The organism is Chthoniobacter sp., from assembly GCF_040003245.1.
Lineage (GTDB): Bacteria > Verrucomicrobiota > Verrucomicrobiia > Chthoniobacterales > Chthoniobacteraceae > Chthoniobacter.
In genome coordinates this window covers 41,925-57,325 of sequence record NZ_JBDUCX010000005.1, presented here as the reverse complement: position 1 = coordinate 57,325, position 15,401 = coordinate 41,925, and the positions used below count along the sequence as shown (strand labels likewise).

At 62.0% G+C, this 15,401-nt stretch carries 16 protein-coding genes; all 16 read right to left on the bottom strand.

Translation table 11 applies throughout. The annotated features are described in order from the left end of the window. Positions 1–229, bottom strand: a 229-nt coding sequence (locus tag ABJF10_RS01535) for a hypothetical protein (protein WP_348542747.1), incomplete at its 3' end; no start/stop codon positions are given. An 18-nt stretch (positions 230–247) separates the two neighbouring features. Next, a complete protein-coding gene (locus tag ABJF10_RS01530; protein ID WP_348542746.1) occupies positions 248–1,126 on the bottom strand; it encodes a glycosyltransferase family 2 protein in 879 nt (292 codons plus the stop codon). Further along, the gene (locus tag ABJF10_RS01525; RefSeq protein WP_348542745.1) at positions 1,123–2,268 is read right to left on the bottom strand and encodes a glycosyltransferase; all 1,146 of its coding nucleotides are present in this window, start codon (positions 2,266–2,268) and stop codon (positions 1,123–1,125) included. Before ABJF10_RS01525 ends, ABJF10_RS01530 begins: the two co-directional genes overlap by 4 nt. Before the next feature lie 10 nt (positions 2,269–2,278). After that, on the bottom strand, positions 2,279–3,202 hold the full coding sequence (locus ABJF10_RS01520; RefSeq protein ID WP_348542744.1) for an NAD-dependent epimerase/dehydratase family protein: 924 nt from the start codon (positions 3,200–3,202) through the stop codon (positions 2,279–2,281). A 1-nt stretch (position 3,203) separates the two neighbouring features. After that, positions 3,204–3,932, bottom strand: a complete 729-nt coding sequence (locus ABJF10_RS01515; protein ID WP_348542743.1) for an acyltransferase — start codon at positions 3,930–3,932, stop codon at positions 3,204–3,206. A 5-nt stretch (positions 3,933–3,937) separates the two neighbouring features. Further along, entirely contained in the window at positions 3,938–5,476 is a 1,539-nt protein-coding gene (locus ABJF10_RS01510; RefSeq protein ID WP_348542742.1) for a hypothetical protein, read from the bottom strand. Beyond that, a complete protein-coding gene (locus ABJF10_RS01505) occupies positions 5,473–6,117 on the bottom strand; it encodes a serine O-acetyltransferase (protein WP_348542741.1) in 645 nt (214 codons plus the stop codon). Before ABJF10_RS01505 ends, ABJF10_RS01510 begins: the two co-directional genes overlap by 4 nt. 11 nt (positions 6,118–6,128) lie before the next feature. Further along, entirely contained in the window at positions 6,129–7,190 is a 1,062-nt protein-coding gene (locus ABJF10_RS01500) for a GNAT family N-acetyltransferase (protein WP_348542740.1), read from the bottom strand. Further along, complete coding sequence (gene neuC, locus ABJF10_RS01495; RefSeq protein ID WP_348542739.1) at positions 7,187–8,368, bottom strand: UDP-N-acetylglucosamine 2-epimerase; 1,182 nt, start codon at positions 8,366–8,368, stop codon at positions 7,187–7,189. Before neuC ends, ABJF10_RS01500 begins: the two co-directional genes overlap by 4 nt. Positions 8,369–8,420: 52 nt before the next feature. Further along, the gene (locus tag ABJF10_RS01490; RefSeq protein WP_348542738.1) at positions 8,421–9,095 is read right to left on the bottom strand and encodes a class I SAM-dependent methyltransferase; all 675 of its coding nucleotides are present in this window, start codon (positions 9,093–9,095) and stop codon (positions 8,421–8,423) included. Between the two features lie 107 nt (positions 9,096–9,202). Beyond that, complete coding sequence (locus ABJF10_RS01485) at positions 9,203–10,321, bottom strand: DegT/DnrJ/EryC1/StrS family aminotransferase (RefSeq protein ID WP_348542737.1); 1,119 nt, start codon at positions 10,319–10,321, stop codon at positions 9,203–9,205. A gap of 40 nt (positions 10,322–10,361) precedes the next feature. Next, a complete protein-coding gene (locus tag ABJF10_RS01480; protein ID WP_348542736.1) occupies positions 10,362–11,066 on the bottom strand; it encodes an acylneuraminate cytidylyltransferase family protein in 705 nt (234 codons plus the stop codon). An 8-nt stretch (positions 11,067–11,074) separates the two neighbouring features. Continuing rightward, the gene (neuB, locus tag ABJF10_RS01475; protein WP_348542735.1) at positions 11,075–12,145 is read right to left on the bottom strand and encodes an N-acetylneuraminate synthase; all 1,071 of its coding nucleotides are present in this window, start codon (positions 12,143–12,145) and stop codon (positions 11,075–11,077) included. Next, positions 12,142–13,329, bottom strand: a complete 1,188-nt coding sequence (locus tag ABJF10_RS01470) for a LegC family aminotransferase (protein WP_348542734.1) — start codon at positions 13,327–13,329, stop codon at positions 12,142–12,144. The genes neuB and ABJF10_RS01470 overlap by 4 nt, the downstream gene beginning before the upstream one ends. Beyond that, positions 13,319–14,305, bottom strand: a complete 987-nt coding sequence (locus ABJF10_RS01465; protein WP_348542733.1) for a GDP-mannose 4,6-dehydratase — start codon at positions 14,303–14,305, stop codon at positions 13,319–13,321. Before ABJF10_RS01465 ends, ABJF10_RS01470 begins: the two co-directional genes overlap by 11 nt. A 16-nt stretch (positions 14,306–14,321) precedes the next feature. Beyond that, positions 14,322–15,392: a nucleotidyltransferase family protein gene (locus ABJF10_RS01460; RefSeq protein ID WP_348542732.1), complete on the bottom strand. Its 1,071-nt coding sequence runs from the start codon at positions 15,390–15,392 to the stop codon at positions 14,322–14,324. Positions 15,393–15,401 lie beyond the last annotated feature (9 nt).

Genomic DNA, 15,401 nt, shown 5'->3' with positions numbered 1-15,401 from the left:
CGCGATGCACGCGCAACATCTCGGGACCGTGCTCGACCCAGCGGAGAAAATCCTCGCTCAGCGCGCGCGCGCCGGGACAGACCTGGATCGACGCGGGCAGCACCGGTTGATATTGCCAGCCACGCTCTGCCGCCACCGCCTGCAAATCCGGCAGTTCCGGAAAAACGGCTACCGGGTCGACGCGGTCCCGCCATTTTCGCTCGAGATAGCCGCGCAAACTAAACTTCATGGGTCCGCTCCAACGGGTTCATAGCTTCAACATGTCGGCGCAGCGGCGCAGTTTTTCGAAATCCAACCCGGCGGGCAAATTCCAGAGCGCAGGGATGGCCATACGGGCCAGTTTGAGATGGCCGGCCAAGCCCCGGCCCTTGATACGCTGAGCGACACGCTCGTACTTCTTGAGCAGTTCGACGTGCTCCAGCGCAAATTCGTAATGCCGCGCCGCGTCTTCGCCGCCGTGGGATTTGGCGACGGCGACGATTTCCTGCGCGCGCATTTGCCCGCCATGGGAGGACTTGTGGGCATCGTGAAAGCGGTAGGCGGAGAAAATGAAATCGGCTTTGCGGATAACGCCGAGCCGGTCCGCGCGCAAATACCACTCCCAGTCGAACGCGTAGTGCAATTCCTCGTTCAGCGGCCCGTTCTTCGCCCAAAGGGATCGCCTCCAAAACGAACTGGGCTGCACAATGTAATCCACGATCGAGAGCAAGTTGCGATCATGCTCCGGCGGGCGATTGACGATGCTGCGCGTGCCCTTGTCCGAAAAGCTCAGGCAGTTGCCGTAGATCAAATCCACCGGTTCGCGAAAACGACGCGCTACTTCGTGCAGTGCGCCCGGGAGCAAAAAATCGTCGCTGTTCACCCAACACAGGATGTCGCCGGTGGCCCGGGAAAATCCCTTGTTGAGAGCGTCCGACTGGCCTCGGTCCTTTTCGGAAACCCAATAGGTGAGACGCGACGCGTAGCGCTGGATGACTTCGGCGCTATCATCCGTGCTACCACCGTCGATCACGATGTATTCGAGGTTATCGTAGACCTGGCCAAGCACGCTGAGGATCGTCTGCTCGAGAAACGCTCCCTGATTGTAGGAAGGCGTGACGACGGTAATTTTCGGGAGCGGCGTCATCCGATGGCCTCGCAGCAAATCTTTTCCAACTGCCGGCCGTAGGCGCTGGCAAATTCGGACTCCGCGGCCAGCGCTTCGCGCTCCCGTGCCGGATCGGGCCGCCCTGGCAAACTCGACCAGCAACCGGCGATCACCTCCGCCAGCGCGGCGGCATCGTCCGGCGGGAAAAAACCCAAAGCCTTGGGGCATTGCTCGCGATGGACAGCGAGATCCGACACGATGACCGGGCAACCGATCGCCTTGGCATCCTGCAACGTGGTGTTCCAGCCCTCAAAACGCGAGGGCTGCACCACGGCGGCCGCCGTTTGGAGCAGAGCGGCCAAATCCTCGCGGGGCACTTTGCCGAGGATGAAACACTGCGGCCAAACATTCCCCCGTGTCGCCGCCTGCAGGGTTTCGGTCAGGGCGTCGTTGTGACGATCGCGGTAATCGGCGGGCAGGCCGGCCATGACCACCGGCACCGGCAATCCGCGCGACTTCAAAATCGCCAGGGCCTCCGGCACGATGCGGTGATTCTTGTGACGCCAGAATTGGTTGATCACCAAAAGGAAGCGCTCCGGCAGATGGTATTTCTCGCGAACGTCAACGGGGACACTCGGTGGCGGCTCGAAGGCGAACAAGGAGGGGAACGAAGCCACGCGCGCCGTTTCGGCCAAGGCAGGAAAGGCCTCCCCAAAATCCCGGCGGCAATCCTGGCTGGAAAACAGCATGCGCGCGGAGCGGCTGGCCAGCTTTTGAAAAGCCCGGTTCAACAAAGTTTTCTGCTCGTTGCTGTAAAGATTGCCAAGATGCAGATGCTGGAAATCCGGGATCCACCCGACCGCGCGGAGCGACGAAGATCCCAGAGCTTCGACGTCGGGCAGGATGACATCGACGCCCGCAAGCCGTGCGCCGACCGAAGTCATGCTGGTCTTTTTCCAGCCGGTCAGCTTTCGCAATGTCCATTCGCCGGGCAGGTGCGTCGGCTGCGGCGGTTGAAAACTTTGGAGGCACGCGGGCGCGCTCTCGGGATGCGCGGTCAGGAACACCACATTGGCGCCGATGGAATGGAGCGAGAGGGCCATCGTGCGGGAGACCACGCCTCCCGCCGCCCAACCACTCATCGCGAGATCCACCACGCCAATCAAAGGTTTGTCCTTCATCACACGCAGCTCACGATCCGGCGATCACCGCCCTGGCCCAAGTGGTCACCGCATCGATTCCGGATTCGAACGGAACGGTCGGTGCGAAGCCCAATGCGGCGATCTTCGTAATATCCGCGCGCCAACGCAGCGGGTTGCCCGGGGTCGCTCGTCCGTCAAAAGAAGGTTTGGCGGACGAGCCGAGCCTGGCGACCAAAAGGCCAGCCAGTTCGGCGATGGTTACCTCGCGACCACTGGAGAGGTTATAGATCTCACCTTCACACGGCGCGTTTTGGGTCAGGATGTGCAGGCCATGCGCGATATCGGTGGCATGAATGAAATCACGGCTCTCCGCGCCCGTGCCCCGCAACGCGAGCTTCCCCAGGGAGAGCACCTTTTCGCAGATATCCCACACCACTTGCCGGCGCAGACCGGGACCGTAAGCCGAGAAGATCCGGGCGCTGGCCGTCGGCAAACCATGGATGCGGGAAAATTCCTCGCAGAGTAATTCCGCCTGCCGCTTGTGGTAGCCGTAGGGCGAAAGAGGGCGAACGTCGTGTTTTTCGGTGACGGGCAGCGTTGCCGGGTCGCCGTAGACCGCGGCGCTGGACAAGAGCAGGAAGCGGCAGCGCGGAGCATGGCGGCGCAGGGCTTCGAGCACTTCAAAAACCAAGGCGACATTCCCGCGAAAATCCGCGGCGGGGTCGTCCATCGACAGCCCAACCGAAGCGCAACCCGCGCAATGAATGCAGGCTTGCGGCTCTTCAGCACGGAGCACTTCCGCCAGGCGGCTGTCGGGCAGCGCGACCTGGTGATAGGTGAGGTCGCTGATCCGCACCTTTTCCGGTGGGACTTCATCGATTCCGACCACGCGCCATCCTTCGCGAGCGAATAGCTGGGCGACATGCCGGCCCAGAAACCCCGCCACGCCGGTGATGATGACAGTCTTTCCCATATCAGAAATCTCCGAACGCTTTTCCGCTGGCCGCGCGCGCGCCTTTGATCGCAGGATGACGGCTGCGCAGATCGGCGAGATACTCCGCCTCCGTCGGCAGGAGACTGTCTCCATCGGCGGGATATTCCTCCGCCTTTACCCACGCCTTCCGCCGCAGATCGAAGCGTTTGATGATGCGGGCGGGCGAACCCACCATCATGCTGAAGGGCGGGCAATCGCGCGTCACCAGCGCACCGGCGCCAAGGATGCTGCCAAAGCCGATACGCACGTTCTTCAGCACGATGACGGAACTGCCAAACCAGCAATTCGCGCCGACTTCGATCACCCCATTCGCGGGAACACCGCTGATCGAAAACGGAGTGAATGGGGAACTCGAGTCATGATCCGCCCCTAGAAAATGGCAATCCGGTCCGGTGAGACAATAATCGCCGATCGTAATGCTCACGCCGGCAGTCAGAAAATTCCGGCGTCCGATGAAACAGTTGTCACCGATGGTCACCGCCGGGTCTGCCTGGTCGCGCTGGTTGACATTGATCCAGGTACCCTCGGCAATGATCGTATGGTGGCCGATGCGCACTTGCTGCCAGCCGAGCACGTGCACGGTTTCATCGATCAAGCTGCCTTCGCCCACATGCTGCCGGCGGTAATCGTTCGCGCGGCGCAGTTCGCGCCGGCGATTCCACCAGCGCTTCACACGCCGCACGTAGTCATAGGCGGTAGGCCGGGGCATGGATGTTATGGGGCTTCCAAAAGGCTCTCGTAGCGCAGCAGCGGGAGCCGGCGGCGGCTGACCAACGCCTCGCGCACGGTCAGCAAAGCCGGCTGACTCCAGAGCTCCTCGGGCGGGATCTCAACCCAGCGGGCAAACTCCGCCGGGGTCGGCGTGAAGTCGGTGCGCAGTTCCAGGCAGCGCTCGACGATATGATAAGCGAGGGCCGCGGAGTCGCGCTGCTCGGGAGTGACTTGCAACTGGCCGGCGAGCGCCTGGTCGATCAGCGCGAAATACTCTTCGGCAGAAGAAGCGTTCCACGTGAACCCGCAGGATTCGTAGTAGCAATGCGTCGAGAGAATGGCCGGCTTGCCGAGCAACGCCGCCTCGATGCCGACGCGCGAGGTATAGGGCAGGACGACCGCGGCGCAGCGGAGGAGGTCGTAGGTATTCACCGTGTCCTCCGCGAGGACGAGGGTCACCTGGTCGCGCACCGCGGGAAAGCGCGCGATCAACTGATCCCAATGGTCGTGGCCCTTGAACTCCTCGATCCGCTCGCAGGGATGCTGGCGAATGGAAAGGGTAACGCCGGGCCGCGTTTCCAGCCAGCCCAGGAGTGCTTCCAGCCAGGCGGTAATGGAAGGGAAAATTCGCTGCCGGCAGAGCGCCGCAGTGTCCGCGCGATAGTTCAGGGGCACGAGGATATCGCACCGATGCTGGACGGAAGCGGAAGCGGGTTGCGGTTGGAGGCGGTATTCGTCCCGCCCTTCCATGCGCACTTGCAAATTCTCCTTGGCGAGGCGGATCACTTCGTCGCGTTCGGCGGGGGCGCGGTCGAGGCGTTCCTTGATATCGCGGAAGGCGCCCGGTACATCGCCGAGATGCGCCGCCACTCCATCGTGCGCGAGATACATCGCCCCGGGCCCGCAGTCGAAGGTGGTGTAGGAAACGCCCAAATTTTCCGCGATCTGCACGTACAACCCGCTCGCGGCCCACACTCCGCCCGGGATGAGCACCCACGAGTAATCTCCTTCTTCGAGAACCTTCCGAACGCGGCCCGCGTGCTCGTACATCTCCACCGTGCGCTCCGGATTCGCGGCGAGAAAGGCGGGAGCACCGCCTTCGCTGCGAATCTGGCGGACCGCATTTTCGTAAAGCAAGAGGTCGAGAGCGTCGGTCCGCGGGGCGGAAGGCGCGGTGATCGCGGAGACATCCACATGATGGAAGGCAGCCGGGAGCCCCTTGAGGACCCGCTCGACCGCCTCGATTTCGCGGCCCCGCGCCGCGTTGAAAAAGACATTGCTGCGGTCCCACAGGAGCGTGACGTCGAACCCCTCGCGCCGGAGCATCCACGCGCATTCCAGACTAAAGAAGGGCACGGGCGTGCACATCCACGGCGTGATCAAGACGGCGACCTTGCCCGGACGTGAAACCGGCGGGAAGGGCGCGCTGAATTCGCGCATCCGCCGACTGAAGCGATCCGCCATTTCACCGAAGCCATCGGGTCTGGCGGGCTTGCCGCCAAGGCCCCGCCAAACTTTGCGCAAGATCGTCGTGGGGTTCATGGCTGATGCACTTTCACTTTCACCGCGGGCACGCCGGCGTAGGTCGAATACGCCTCCGCGTCGGTGAGCAGCACCGCATTCGCCGCCACACGCACGTGATCGCCGAGCGTGATTGTCCCGAACAATTTCGCGCCGGAAAAGACCGTGCAGTGATCGCCGATCACCATTTTCTCATCGGGCGAGTTGACGCGGCGCTGGCCGAGCGTGACGCCCTGGTAGATCGTAAAATCGCTGCCGATGCGGTGCCGCGGGCCGACGACGATACCCATGCCGTGCTCGACGTTCAGGCGTGGGCCGATGTCCGCGCTGTAATAAATCTCCGCGCCCGTCTTGGCCCGCATGAGATAGGCGAGATACGGCAGGAAGGGATGGGTGGCATCGTGGAGATAAAGTCCGCGCGCGATGCGGTAGAACAGCGTTGCCTGGACCCGCGCGTCGATTTCGATGACCTCGGCGACGACTTCGTCGAAGTCGCTCCGCGCGACCGTGGCCGGGTAACGGCTATGGACGTCGGTAGCGATTAATTCCTTTTCCTGCTCATAAAGCTCGAGCGCACGTCGCACCACTCCTTCCGGCGGGCGGGTAAAATGCGTCTCGAAGCTTTTGGCCAAAAACGCTTCCAGACCTTCTCTGCCGTTCATCGGTGCGGGGTTCAAGAGGACTGCCGGTAGGAGAGGAACCAGACGGGTTTCGAATCCGGGTGTTGTGTGCACCATTCGCTGACCAGGGTGTCGTATTGAGCGGGATCGACGACGAGGCGCGCGGTATGAAAGCGCTGCTCGAGGTTGCCGATCCTCTTCTTGAACGCGAACAGGCTGTCGTCCGGAGCCGGAGTACGGCCACCGCCGAGATGCAACGCCACGAGACCGCGCCGCGCCGCTTCTTCCGCCACGGAATGCAGGAGGAGATGGGAGGTGTTGCGATTGCCCTCCGTGACGCTGCGGGCGGCGAGATGGTAATGCGCCCAGCGTGGCCCCCAAAAAATCAGCGCGGCGCTGAGGGTCTCTCCGACATTGGTATCGCGCACCTCGGCGATGGAGATGTCGTAGGCAAACCGTTCGGCCAGCGTCTTGAAATAGATGCGAGAGAAAAAGTAATCCGACCCCGCTTCGAGCCGGGTCATCGTATCCCAATACATCCGGGCAAATTGATCGAGCAAGTCGGGCGTGCAGGGCAGCAAGGCCGTAACGAGTCCGCTGCGACGCGCCTGGGCGGCGTCGCGGCGGTGATTGCGCTGATGCGCCCCGGCAAAGGCCGCCTCCAAGCCACCACTCAAGTCCACCGACATCGTCGGGCGATCGAAGACGACGTCCCATGACGAATCAAAGAAGACTTCGTTGCCGAGCATCGGATGACTGCGAATGAACGCGGCCACGACCGATTGCTCCCGCCAGCAATCGCGAATGAGATTCCAGGCGGCACTCAAGAATTCCGGATGGGGATTCTTGAGGAGCGGTCCACCGTAGCCGTAGGCGCCCTGGATATCGAACAGACCCGGATGCTCCGGAATGGGATACACCAGATAGGGGAGCAGCATGACGGAATCACCGTCGCGCACGATGACGCACTGCACCTTTCCATCCGCCCGCGCTTCGTAGGCAGCCAGATAATCCGGCGAGAAATAAATATCGTCGTGCGGAGCGAACTCCGCCAAGGCCTCGCGCCAGCCGGCCTGGTTGACGAGATCACCGCGCTGCAATTCCACTTTGCTCATGAGGTCGTTTTCCCTGCGGAGATGCGCAAAGGACTTTCCTTGATCAAGAGTTCCGATCCCAAGGCCGTTGATTTCAAAATATTCACGATCCGGCCTGCGGCGTGGCCGTCCCCGTAGGGATTGGGCTGTGCCTTGAGTTTCACCCTCCAGGCAGGATCGAGGGTCCTAGTCACGGCCGCGCGGATTTCCGCGACGTCCCCACTCGTATCGATCACATTCCCCGCGCGCATGCGACCGCGCTGGCGATCACCCACATTGACCACGGGAAGTTGGAAAGAAGGCGCCTCCCAGATGCCGCTCGAGGAGTTTCCGATCATCAGGTCCGCGTGGCGCATTAAAGAGTAGAAGCGGAGCTGCCCGAGGCATTCGCGCAGAATCGAACCGGGACGTTCCTGGACGAATGTCTCGAGACGCCCGCGAAGAACCTGATGGCCGGCATCGCTGTTTGGCGCGGTGGCGATCACGGTTCCGGGTGTTTCTTTTAGCACCGCCAGGATTCCCTCGAGTTCGAGAAGCGCGGCCCCGGGATCGCGCGTGCTCGGGTGGTGCGTCAGTACGATGACCGGCGGCGTGAGGTCGATCTCAAGCTGGGTGGCGAGTTCCTCGCGCGACAGCAATTCCCGGCGATGAATGGCATCCAGCGCCGGATCCCCAGTGACATGAATGCGCCCCGGTGATTCGCCCATGGCGCGGAGCATGTCGGACTGCTCCTGGCTGGCGACGAAATGGAGATGGCTCATTTTCGATACCGCGTGGCGGACGACGTCGTCGATCGCACCTTCCGTCACCTCCCCGCCGGAGACATGGGCGATCGGGATATTGAACGCCGTGGCGGCCGACGCGGCCGCGAGCAACTCGAAGCGGTCACCGACGAGCAGCAGGATATCGGGCCGCTGGCGCGTGAAGACCTCGGCGAGCGCGGACGCGGCCACGGAGTTGCCTTTCACGATGGCCTCCGGCGAATCGGAGCTGATCAAAAAATCGATGCGCTCACTAGTCGGAAAGCCATCTTTTTCGATTTGCTCAATGCTACGGCCCGCCGTGAGGTGCGAGCCGCCGACGATCAATTGCAATTCGAGCGAAGGATCTGCGGTGATCGCCCACAGCACGGGCAGAATGCTGCCATACTCTGATCTAGCGAAAGTGCAGATTCCGATTTTTTTGGCGAATTGATTCATCGCGAGGACGAAGACCGCAGCCACCCGACCGTGCCCACAGGGGGATTCACGGTTAAGGCTTCCGCGCTTCGACGATCCATAATTCCACGAGCTTCTGTAGCGAGTCCGCGGTCCACGAGGCCTTTTCGACCGAAACATCCGTAAAGCGGCGGTAAAGCGCATCGATCTGCGCCTGGCCGAAGAAGAGCGAAAAGCCGCGCGCCTGCAATGGGCCCTCGGGAATATTGATAAAGCCGTTCTCCTCGACTTGCTCCCCCAAGCCGTAACCCCAGGTGCGGTCGGAAAAATTGGCGGATTGAAAATGGCCACCGGGTTTCAGCACCCGAAAGACCTCGTCGCAAACGAGCTGACAGTCGGCGTAGCGATTGGAGTAAAGGGAGGCATTGTCGATCACCGCGTCGAAATAGTCGTCGGGCCACGGGAGCTTCACGAAGTCGCCGGTGCGCAGGTCGGCGCTGACGCCCTCTCGCGAGAGATACTCCGCAGCTTTGCGGAGGCCGCTGGGCGAACCGTCGATGCCGGAAACGGCGAAGCCTTCCCGGGCCATAAACCAGGTACAAGCCCCGGGGCCGCAGCCGAGATCCAAAAGGCGGACCGCCGAGCGATCGGGCGCTTTGTAAAAGCGGCGCGCCACGAAACGGATGACATGCTCCGGAGGATATTTTCCCCAATCCTGGCGCTGAAAAATCTCCTCCCAGACGGGGTCCCAACTCGTCGTTGTGTTCATGTTAGACAATTATCGGCAGATTGCCGGACAGCACCATTCTTCAGTACGTCACGCGGGTCGTAAAAGCCCGCGGCGCTCCGCGCCGAGCATCGTGAAGGTCATCCTGGTCAGGCAAGCTTGGCAAGGCGGCGCACGATTTCGCCCATCTGAGCTGAGCCGTAGCGTTGATCGAGAGGCAGGCTGAGGATTCTCGACGATAATTCGTGCGTCTCGGCAAATTGCCCCGCATGCACCTCGCTGGGAAGCCGCCAATGCACCGCGCAGAAAAGCCGCAGCTCACGAAGCGCCGCTTGCACATAATCCCGGCGCCCCTCCTTGACCAAAATCGGGAATGAGAAGGGAGAAACCCCTTCCGGCAATTTCTGAAGGAGCGGCGCAGCCAGCTTGCGCAGGCGCTGGTTGCCGGCGAACGCCTCACGCAGAAAGCGGAAATTAGCCCTCCGGCGCGCGATGACCTCGCGCAAGTTGAGCCGCCGCGCGAACTGGCGGGAGAATGCGGAGCAAGCCGAGCTCTCCGTTTCTTTCTCAATCATGCCTTCGGCGGACGCAAAGAGTTTCACATAAGACTCCTCCAAGTCGTGATCTTCCCGGCCCGCTTCCAAAAAAGATCCTTTCAACAGAGCGGCCACCGAACGCAAGGCCGCTGGCGCCTCGGCCACGGGACCAGGTTTAGGGAGGTGAAGGTTTCCTTTGTTGATGACGATGCAGCCATCCGACAACGGAAGGTATTTTCGCAAGCTGGAGAAAACCAGTTGTCCGATCGACCCGACGGCGGGACGGGCACTTTCCAAGAGAGAGCCGTGCGTGCAATCCTCTATGACGACATGGCGTTTCGCAATGGCGCGCAAGCGCTTCCGAGCGGACAACCGGGGAGCAAATCCGAAATAGTTGATGAAGAGCATGGCGGCCATGGCGGCACCACCCAACTGGGTAATGACGGGGTCGAGATCGATTTGCAAATCGAGGTCTACCGGAAAAAACTGAATGTCGAACCCCAGCAGTGAGAAAGGTGCAACCACACTTTCGCAGATGAAGGCCGGGAGAAAGACCGATCGACAGCCCTGGCTGAAGAGCGCTTTGGCCATGAGGTGCAACGCCCCGCGCCCGGTAGCGGGCGCGTCGACCGGAAGCGGTACCCCGGCGCCAGCAGGTTGGCCAAGCAACGAGGCCGGCTCGACCGGAAGTTCACCTCCCAACACTTCGGTAGTTTCGGCTAATTTATTCAAAAGGGGGGTGACTTGATTGCAACTCCGGGGCAAGGGACGTTCAGTTTTCGGTATGACGCAAAAGCACATCGACGATCCGCATTTCCCACGGGCTGTCAATGTCCAGTGAACGTTCCACAGGCATGATATAACCAAGAGCGCCAGGGGGTTGGAAACTGCGCGTCGCCCGGAGGGAGGCCGGGCGATTGAGGTAGATCGCGCCGTTGAGAACGTAGGCCGGCGGATATTGCTGCCGGGGCAGATGCTCATCCACGTCGCCAAAGAAGCTACCTATTTTTCCATCCGGGCTGAGCCCGCAGGTAAGCCAGGGATGGGGTGTCGCCTCGCAAATACCGAGCACCGCATCGGCCTGTCGCTCGATGGCCAGGCGGGCGGCACCGTCAATGTCCGCACTGGTCCGCAGCGGGCTGGTCGGCTGGAGGAGCAGCAAATAATCCGGCTCACCACCCTGCGCCGCCAGCCAATCCAGCGCGTGCAAGACGACGCCCAGGCTGCCCGCTGCGTCGGTCGCCAGCTCCGCAGGCCGCATGAACGGGACCTCGGCTCCGTAACGCGTTGCCACTTCGGCGATCTCGTCGTTATCGGTCGAGACGATCACTTTGCTGAGATTGGCACTGCGCAGGGCCGCTTCGATTGTCCACGCGATGAGCGGTTTGCCGGCGACGGGCAGGACGTTCTTTCGAGGCACGGCTTTCGATCCTCCGCGGGCGGGAATCAAGGCGACGATGTCCGGGGAGCCGTGCATTTCAGTTACTATTCCAGGAAACCCAGCTCGAACAATTGGTCGTAGGCCACAGCGACGCGCAACTTGCGGCCGACGAGGTGGCTGAGGAGTTCGGGCTTCAGGCCGGAACCGGGGCGCTTGATGGCGATCAGGTCGCGGGTCAGCACCGTGCCGGCAGGGAGATCGCGGCTCGCCACCAAACTGCGCCGGGCCACCCGCGCCACCGCATCTTCGCTCGCCACCCGGCGCTTGATGGGGTCGCCGAGGGCGGCCTCGACGACACGAATGCCGCGCACCATGGCGGTCAATTCGTCCGGCTCGAGCGACGCCTGGTGATCGGGACCCGGCAGGGTGCGATCGAGGGTGAAATGCTTTTCGATGACGCACGCGCCGAGCGCCACGGCCGCCTGCGCGACCGCGATCCCGATGGTGTGATCCGAGTAACCGACGGGAAAGCCGAACGCCGCACCGAGAGTCTGCATCGCGCGCAAGTTCACGTCCTCGGGACGCGTGGGATAATTTGAAGTGCAGTGGAGCAGGACGAGATCCTCGCAGTCGGCGCCCTGGAGCAAGCGCACCGCTTCATCGACCTCGCCGAGGAAGCACATGCCGGTGGAAACGATGAGCGGCTTGCCCTTGCGGGCGACGTACTCGAGGAAAGGCAGGTTGGTCACTTCTCCCGAGGAAATCTTGAAAAGCGGGACGTTCATCTCCGCGAGCAGATCCGCGCTGCCGAAATCGAAGGGAGTGGCGAGGAAGAGGATGCCGCGCTCGGTGCAGTAGGCTTGCAGCTCGCGGAACGCCGCGCCCGAAAGCTCGAGCTTGCGCACCATGTCGAGTTGCGATTCGCCGCCGCCCGAGGTGGCGACTTGATACTCCGCCTTGGCAGCGCCCACGCTGACGACATCCTCGGCTTTGAACGCCTGAAACTTTACCGCATCAGCGCCGGCATCGATGGCGGCATCGACCAAGCGCCGGGCCATCTGCAAATCGCCGTTATGATTCACGCCCGCTTCCGCGATGATGAACACGGGACGATCGGGCCCGATCTCGCGATCTTTGAGGCGGAGAATGCTCGGGGGTTTTTGCGGCGAAGTCATGAGTTCGTTTTGCCGGCGGTGAGAATTGTCGTGATCACCCGCTCCTGATCTTCGGGGCGCAGACCGACGGAACAGGGCAACGAGAGGGCCCGCGCATAGAGCGATTCCGCCACGGGGCAAAGGCCGGGGGCCGGCTGGTGGGCAGGCGAAAGGTGCAGCGGCTGCCAGAGCGGGCGCGCCTGGATTTTGTGAGTTTGCAGATGGCACAATAGCCCGCGCGAGGAGAGGGCAAAGGGCGGCTCGACGAGCGTGGTGAACATCCAGAAAGTGTTGCGGGCCCACGCTGCTTCCGGCATGGGCGCAAGGCCGGGGACATCGCGGAAGGCCTCAACATAGCGGGCGGCGATGCGCCGCTTGGCCGCTACGTAGTCATTCAATTGTTCCATCTGCGCGCAGCCGATGGCGGCCTGGACATTGGTGAGCCGGTAGTTATAGCCGATCTCACCGTGAATGTACTCGAGAGGGTCGTCCTTGGCCTGGGTGGTCAAATAGCGGGCTTTGGTCATCCATTCCTCATTGTCGGTGACGATCATGCCGCCCCCGCCGGTGGTGAGGATCTTGTTGCCATTGAAACTGAAACAGGCAGCCGCGCTTCCGGAGCCGACTTTTTTCCCGCGATAGTCGGCGCCAAGGCTTTCGGTCGCGTCCTCGATGACCTCGAGTTCGAACCGGCGGGCCAGAGCGCGAATGGCATCGCGATCCGCGGGGTGGCCGAGAATATCCACAGCGAGGATCGCCTTGACCCGGCGGCCGGTAGTGCTGTTGCGCAAAGCACCGTCCTGCACGCGGCATCCCTGCTCGAGGAACGCGGTCGCTTTCTGCACATCGAATTGCCAGTACTCCGGTTCGGCGTCGATGAAGACCGGCCAGGCGCCGGCGTAGCGAATGGCATTGGCGGACGCGATGAAAGTGAGCGCGGAAACGAGGACTTCATCTTCCGGTTGCACGCCGGCGACGAGCAAAGCGATGTGGAGAGCGGCGGTGCCGTTGACCGTGGCCACCGCATATTTGGCCCCGACATAATCGGCGACCATGCGCTCGAAGCGATCGACATAGGAGCCGACCGAGGACACCCAACCCGTATCGAGACACTCCTTCACGTAGGTCCATTCATTCCCGCGAATCTCGGGAATGCACAGGGGAACAAACCCCGCTTCAACCGGCGCGCCAGGCTCAGATCGCATAAGTATCGGGGCGATAGCGGTGCAGGTTGTCGCGCAGCCAGTCGATGGTCTTTTGCAAGCCTTCCTCCAGCGACACGGCGGGCTCCCATTCAAGAATTTCCTTGGCCAGCCGATTGTCCGCAAGCAGACGCTCAACCTCACTCTTTTCCGGGCGGAGACGCGCGGCTTCGCTTTCAATTGTCGCCGAGGAGCCGGTGAGTTTAATGATCATCTGCGCGAGTTCGCCAATGGGAATCTCGCGGTTCGAGCCCAGATTGATGGTGCGACCGACTGCGGCGGGATGGGAGGCGGCGGCGAGGAAGCCTTCCACGGTGTTACCGACGTAATTCATATCCCGCGTGGGATGTAAGCTGCCGAGGCGGATGACGGGCCTACCGGCGAGGCACTGCGCGATGACGGTAGGAATGACCGCGCGCGCGGACTGGCGCGGCCCGAAAGTATTGAACGGTCGCACGGTCACGACCGGGACTTCGAAGGAAAGCTGGAAGGACTCGGCCATCTTATCCGCACCGATCTTGCTGGCGGAATAGGGTGACTGGCCCTGGAGGGGATGGGCCTCATCGATCGGAACATAACGCGCCGTGCCGTAGCATTCGCTCGTGGAGGTATGAATGACCCGCGCGGTTTTCAGTTCGCGCGCGGCTTGCAGCACATTGAGCGTGCCCTCGATATTCGTGCGCACATAGGAACCGGGCGCCCGATAGGAGTAGGGGATGGCGATGAGCGCGGCGAGGTGGAAAACGACCTCGACGTCCTGCATCGATGAGCGGACGCTGTCGCGATCGCAGATGTCACCGGCGATGACTTCGATATCACTGTGAACGGAGGATTCATCGAGCCACCCATGACGACCGAGCGCATTGTAGTGGACGAGCGCGCGCACTTTGGCGCCCAATGCGACGAGGCGCTCGACGAGGTGGCTGCCGATGAAGCCACCACCGCCAGTGACGAGAACGGTCTTGTTTTTCCAATTCATGTTAGAGATTCCGAAGTTAGGACGGCGTATTCCACGCTTTCACGTCCTCCTGCGCCTTCGCATAGTCGGCGTGCTGGCCGATATCGAGCCAATATTCCACGATGGGGAAGCTGGCCACGAGATGGCCTTCCTTGAGCAGGATCTTGATGAGGTCGGTCATGTCGAAATGCTGGCCGGAGGGGATGAACTGGTGCACTGCGGGCTCCAGCAGGTAGATGCCAGCATTGACGAAAAAGTTGAGCACCGGCTTCTCCCGTAAGCCCGTGACAGCAAAGCCGTCACTCTCGATCACACCGTAGGGGACTTGCAGATCGTATTGCCGAACGCCGACCGTCACGACCGCCTTATGCTCACGATGAAAGCTGAGCATCGCGCGGAAATCGACCTGGGTGAGGATGTCGCCATTGATGACGAGGAGCGGTTCGGTCTTTTCATCCATCAGGCTCAATGCGCCCGCCGTGCCGAGCGGCGAATCCTCGGAGACATAGTTCAGGTCGACGCCGAAGGCGCGGCCGTCCCCGAAGTAGTCGTGGATCTTCTCGGGCTCGTAGTGCGTCGTCACGTTGACCTTGCGGATGCCGAATTCGCGGAGTTGGCCGATGATCAATTCCATGACCGGTTTGTCGCCGACGGGAAGCATCGGCTTGGGCATCTTCTCGGTGAGCGGGCGCAAGCGTTGGCCGAATCCACCAGCCATGATGACTGCTTGCAAAGGGATCACTTCGCCGGGCAGCAGATCCTCGAGGGTCACGAGGTCGGCGACCCGGTCGTCGGCGTCGAGCAGCGGGATCTGCCGGACGTTGTTGTCGTGGAGGAGGGCCATAAGCGTGGCGTATTCGGCGTCCAAACGAGCGCAGACGGGTTTTTGATCCTTGATCAAGAGCGCGATCGTCGTCGTGAGGTCCATCCCGGCGAGCAAGGCGCGGCGCACGTCACCGTCCGTGAGCGTGCCGAGCAATTTCCGGTCGGGGTCCACCACGGCGACGATGCCGGTTTGGTTGAGGGTGATCGCCGCGAGGGCGTCACGCAAATTGGACTCCGGCGAGACGCAGCACTCGGCGGGATTTCTATTCGGGCGGTTCCACATAGCAGTTAT

Excerpts from the sequence above, each read along its gene's own strand:
- ABJF10_RS01530 (WP_348542746.1), bottom strand. The coding sequence starts at position 1,126 with ATGACGCCGCTCCCGAAAATTACCGTCGTCACGCCTTCCTACAATCAG.
- ABJF10_RS01525 (WP_348542745.1), bottom strand. The coding sequence starts at position 2,268 with ATGAAGGACAAACCTTTGATTGGCGTGGTGGATCTCGCGATGAGTGGT.
- ABJF10_RS01520 (WP_348542744.1), bottom strand. The coding sequence starts at position 3,202 with ATGGGAAAGACTGTCATCATCACCGGCGTGGCGGGGTTTCTGGGCCGG.
- ABJF10_RS01515 (WP_348542743.1), bottom strand. The coding sequence starts at position 3,932 with ATGCCCCGGCCTACCGCCTATGACTACGTGCGGCGTGTGAAGCGCTGG.
- ABJF10_RS01510 (WP_348542742.1), bottom strand. The coding sequence starts at position 5,476 with ATGAACCCCACGACGATCTTGCGCAAAGTTTGGCGGGGCCTTGGCGGC.
- ABJF10_RS01505 (WP_348542741.1), bottom strand. The coding sequence starts at position 6,117 with ATGAACGGCAGAGAAGGTCTGGAAGCGTTTTTGGCCAAAAGCTTCGAG.
- ABJF10_RS01500 (WP_348542740.1), bottom strand. The coding sequence starts at position 7,190 with ATGAGCAAAGTGGAATTGCAGCGCGGTGATCTCGTCAACCAGGCCGGC.
- neuC (WP_348542739.1), bottom strand. The coding sequence starts at position 8,368 with ATGAATCAATTCGCCAAAAAAATCGGAATCTGCACTTTCGCTAGATCA.
- ABJF10_RS01490 (WP_348542738.1), bottom strand. The coding sequence starts at position 9,095 with ATGAACACAACGACGAGTTGGGACCCCGTCTGGGAGGAGATTTTTCAG.
- ABJF10_RS01480 (WP_348542736.1), bottom strand. The coding sequence starts at position 11,066 with ATGCACGGCTCCCCGGACATCGTCGCCTTGATTCCCGCCCGCGGAGGA.
- neuB (WP_348542735.1), bottom strand. The coding sequence starts at position 12,145 with ATGACTTCGCCGCAAAAACCCCCGAGCATTCTCCGCCTCAAAGATCGC.
- ABJF10_RS01470 (WP_348542734.1), bottom strand. The coding sequence starts at position 13,329 with ATGCGATCTGAGCCTGGCGCGCCGGTTGAAGCGGGGTTTGTTCCCCTG.
- ABJF10_RS01465 (WP_348542733.1), bottom strand. The coding sequence starts at position 14,305 with ATGAATTGGAAAAACAAGACCGTTCTCGTCACTGGCGGTGGTGGCTTC.
- ABJF10_RS01460 (WP_348542732.1), bottom strand. The coding sequence starts at position 15,392 with ATGTGGAACCGCCCGAATAGAAATCCCGCCGAGTGCTGCGTCTCGCCG.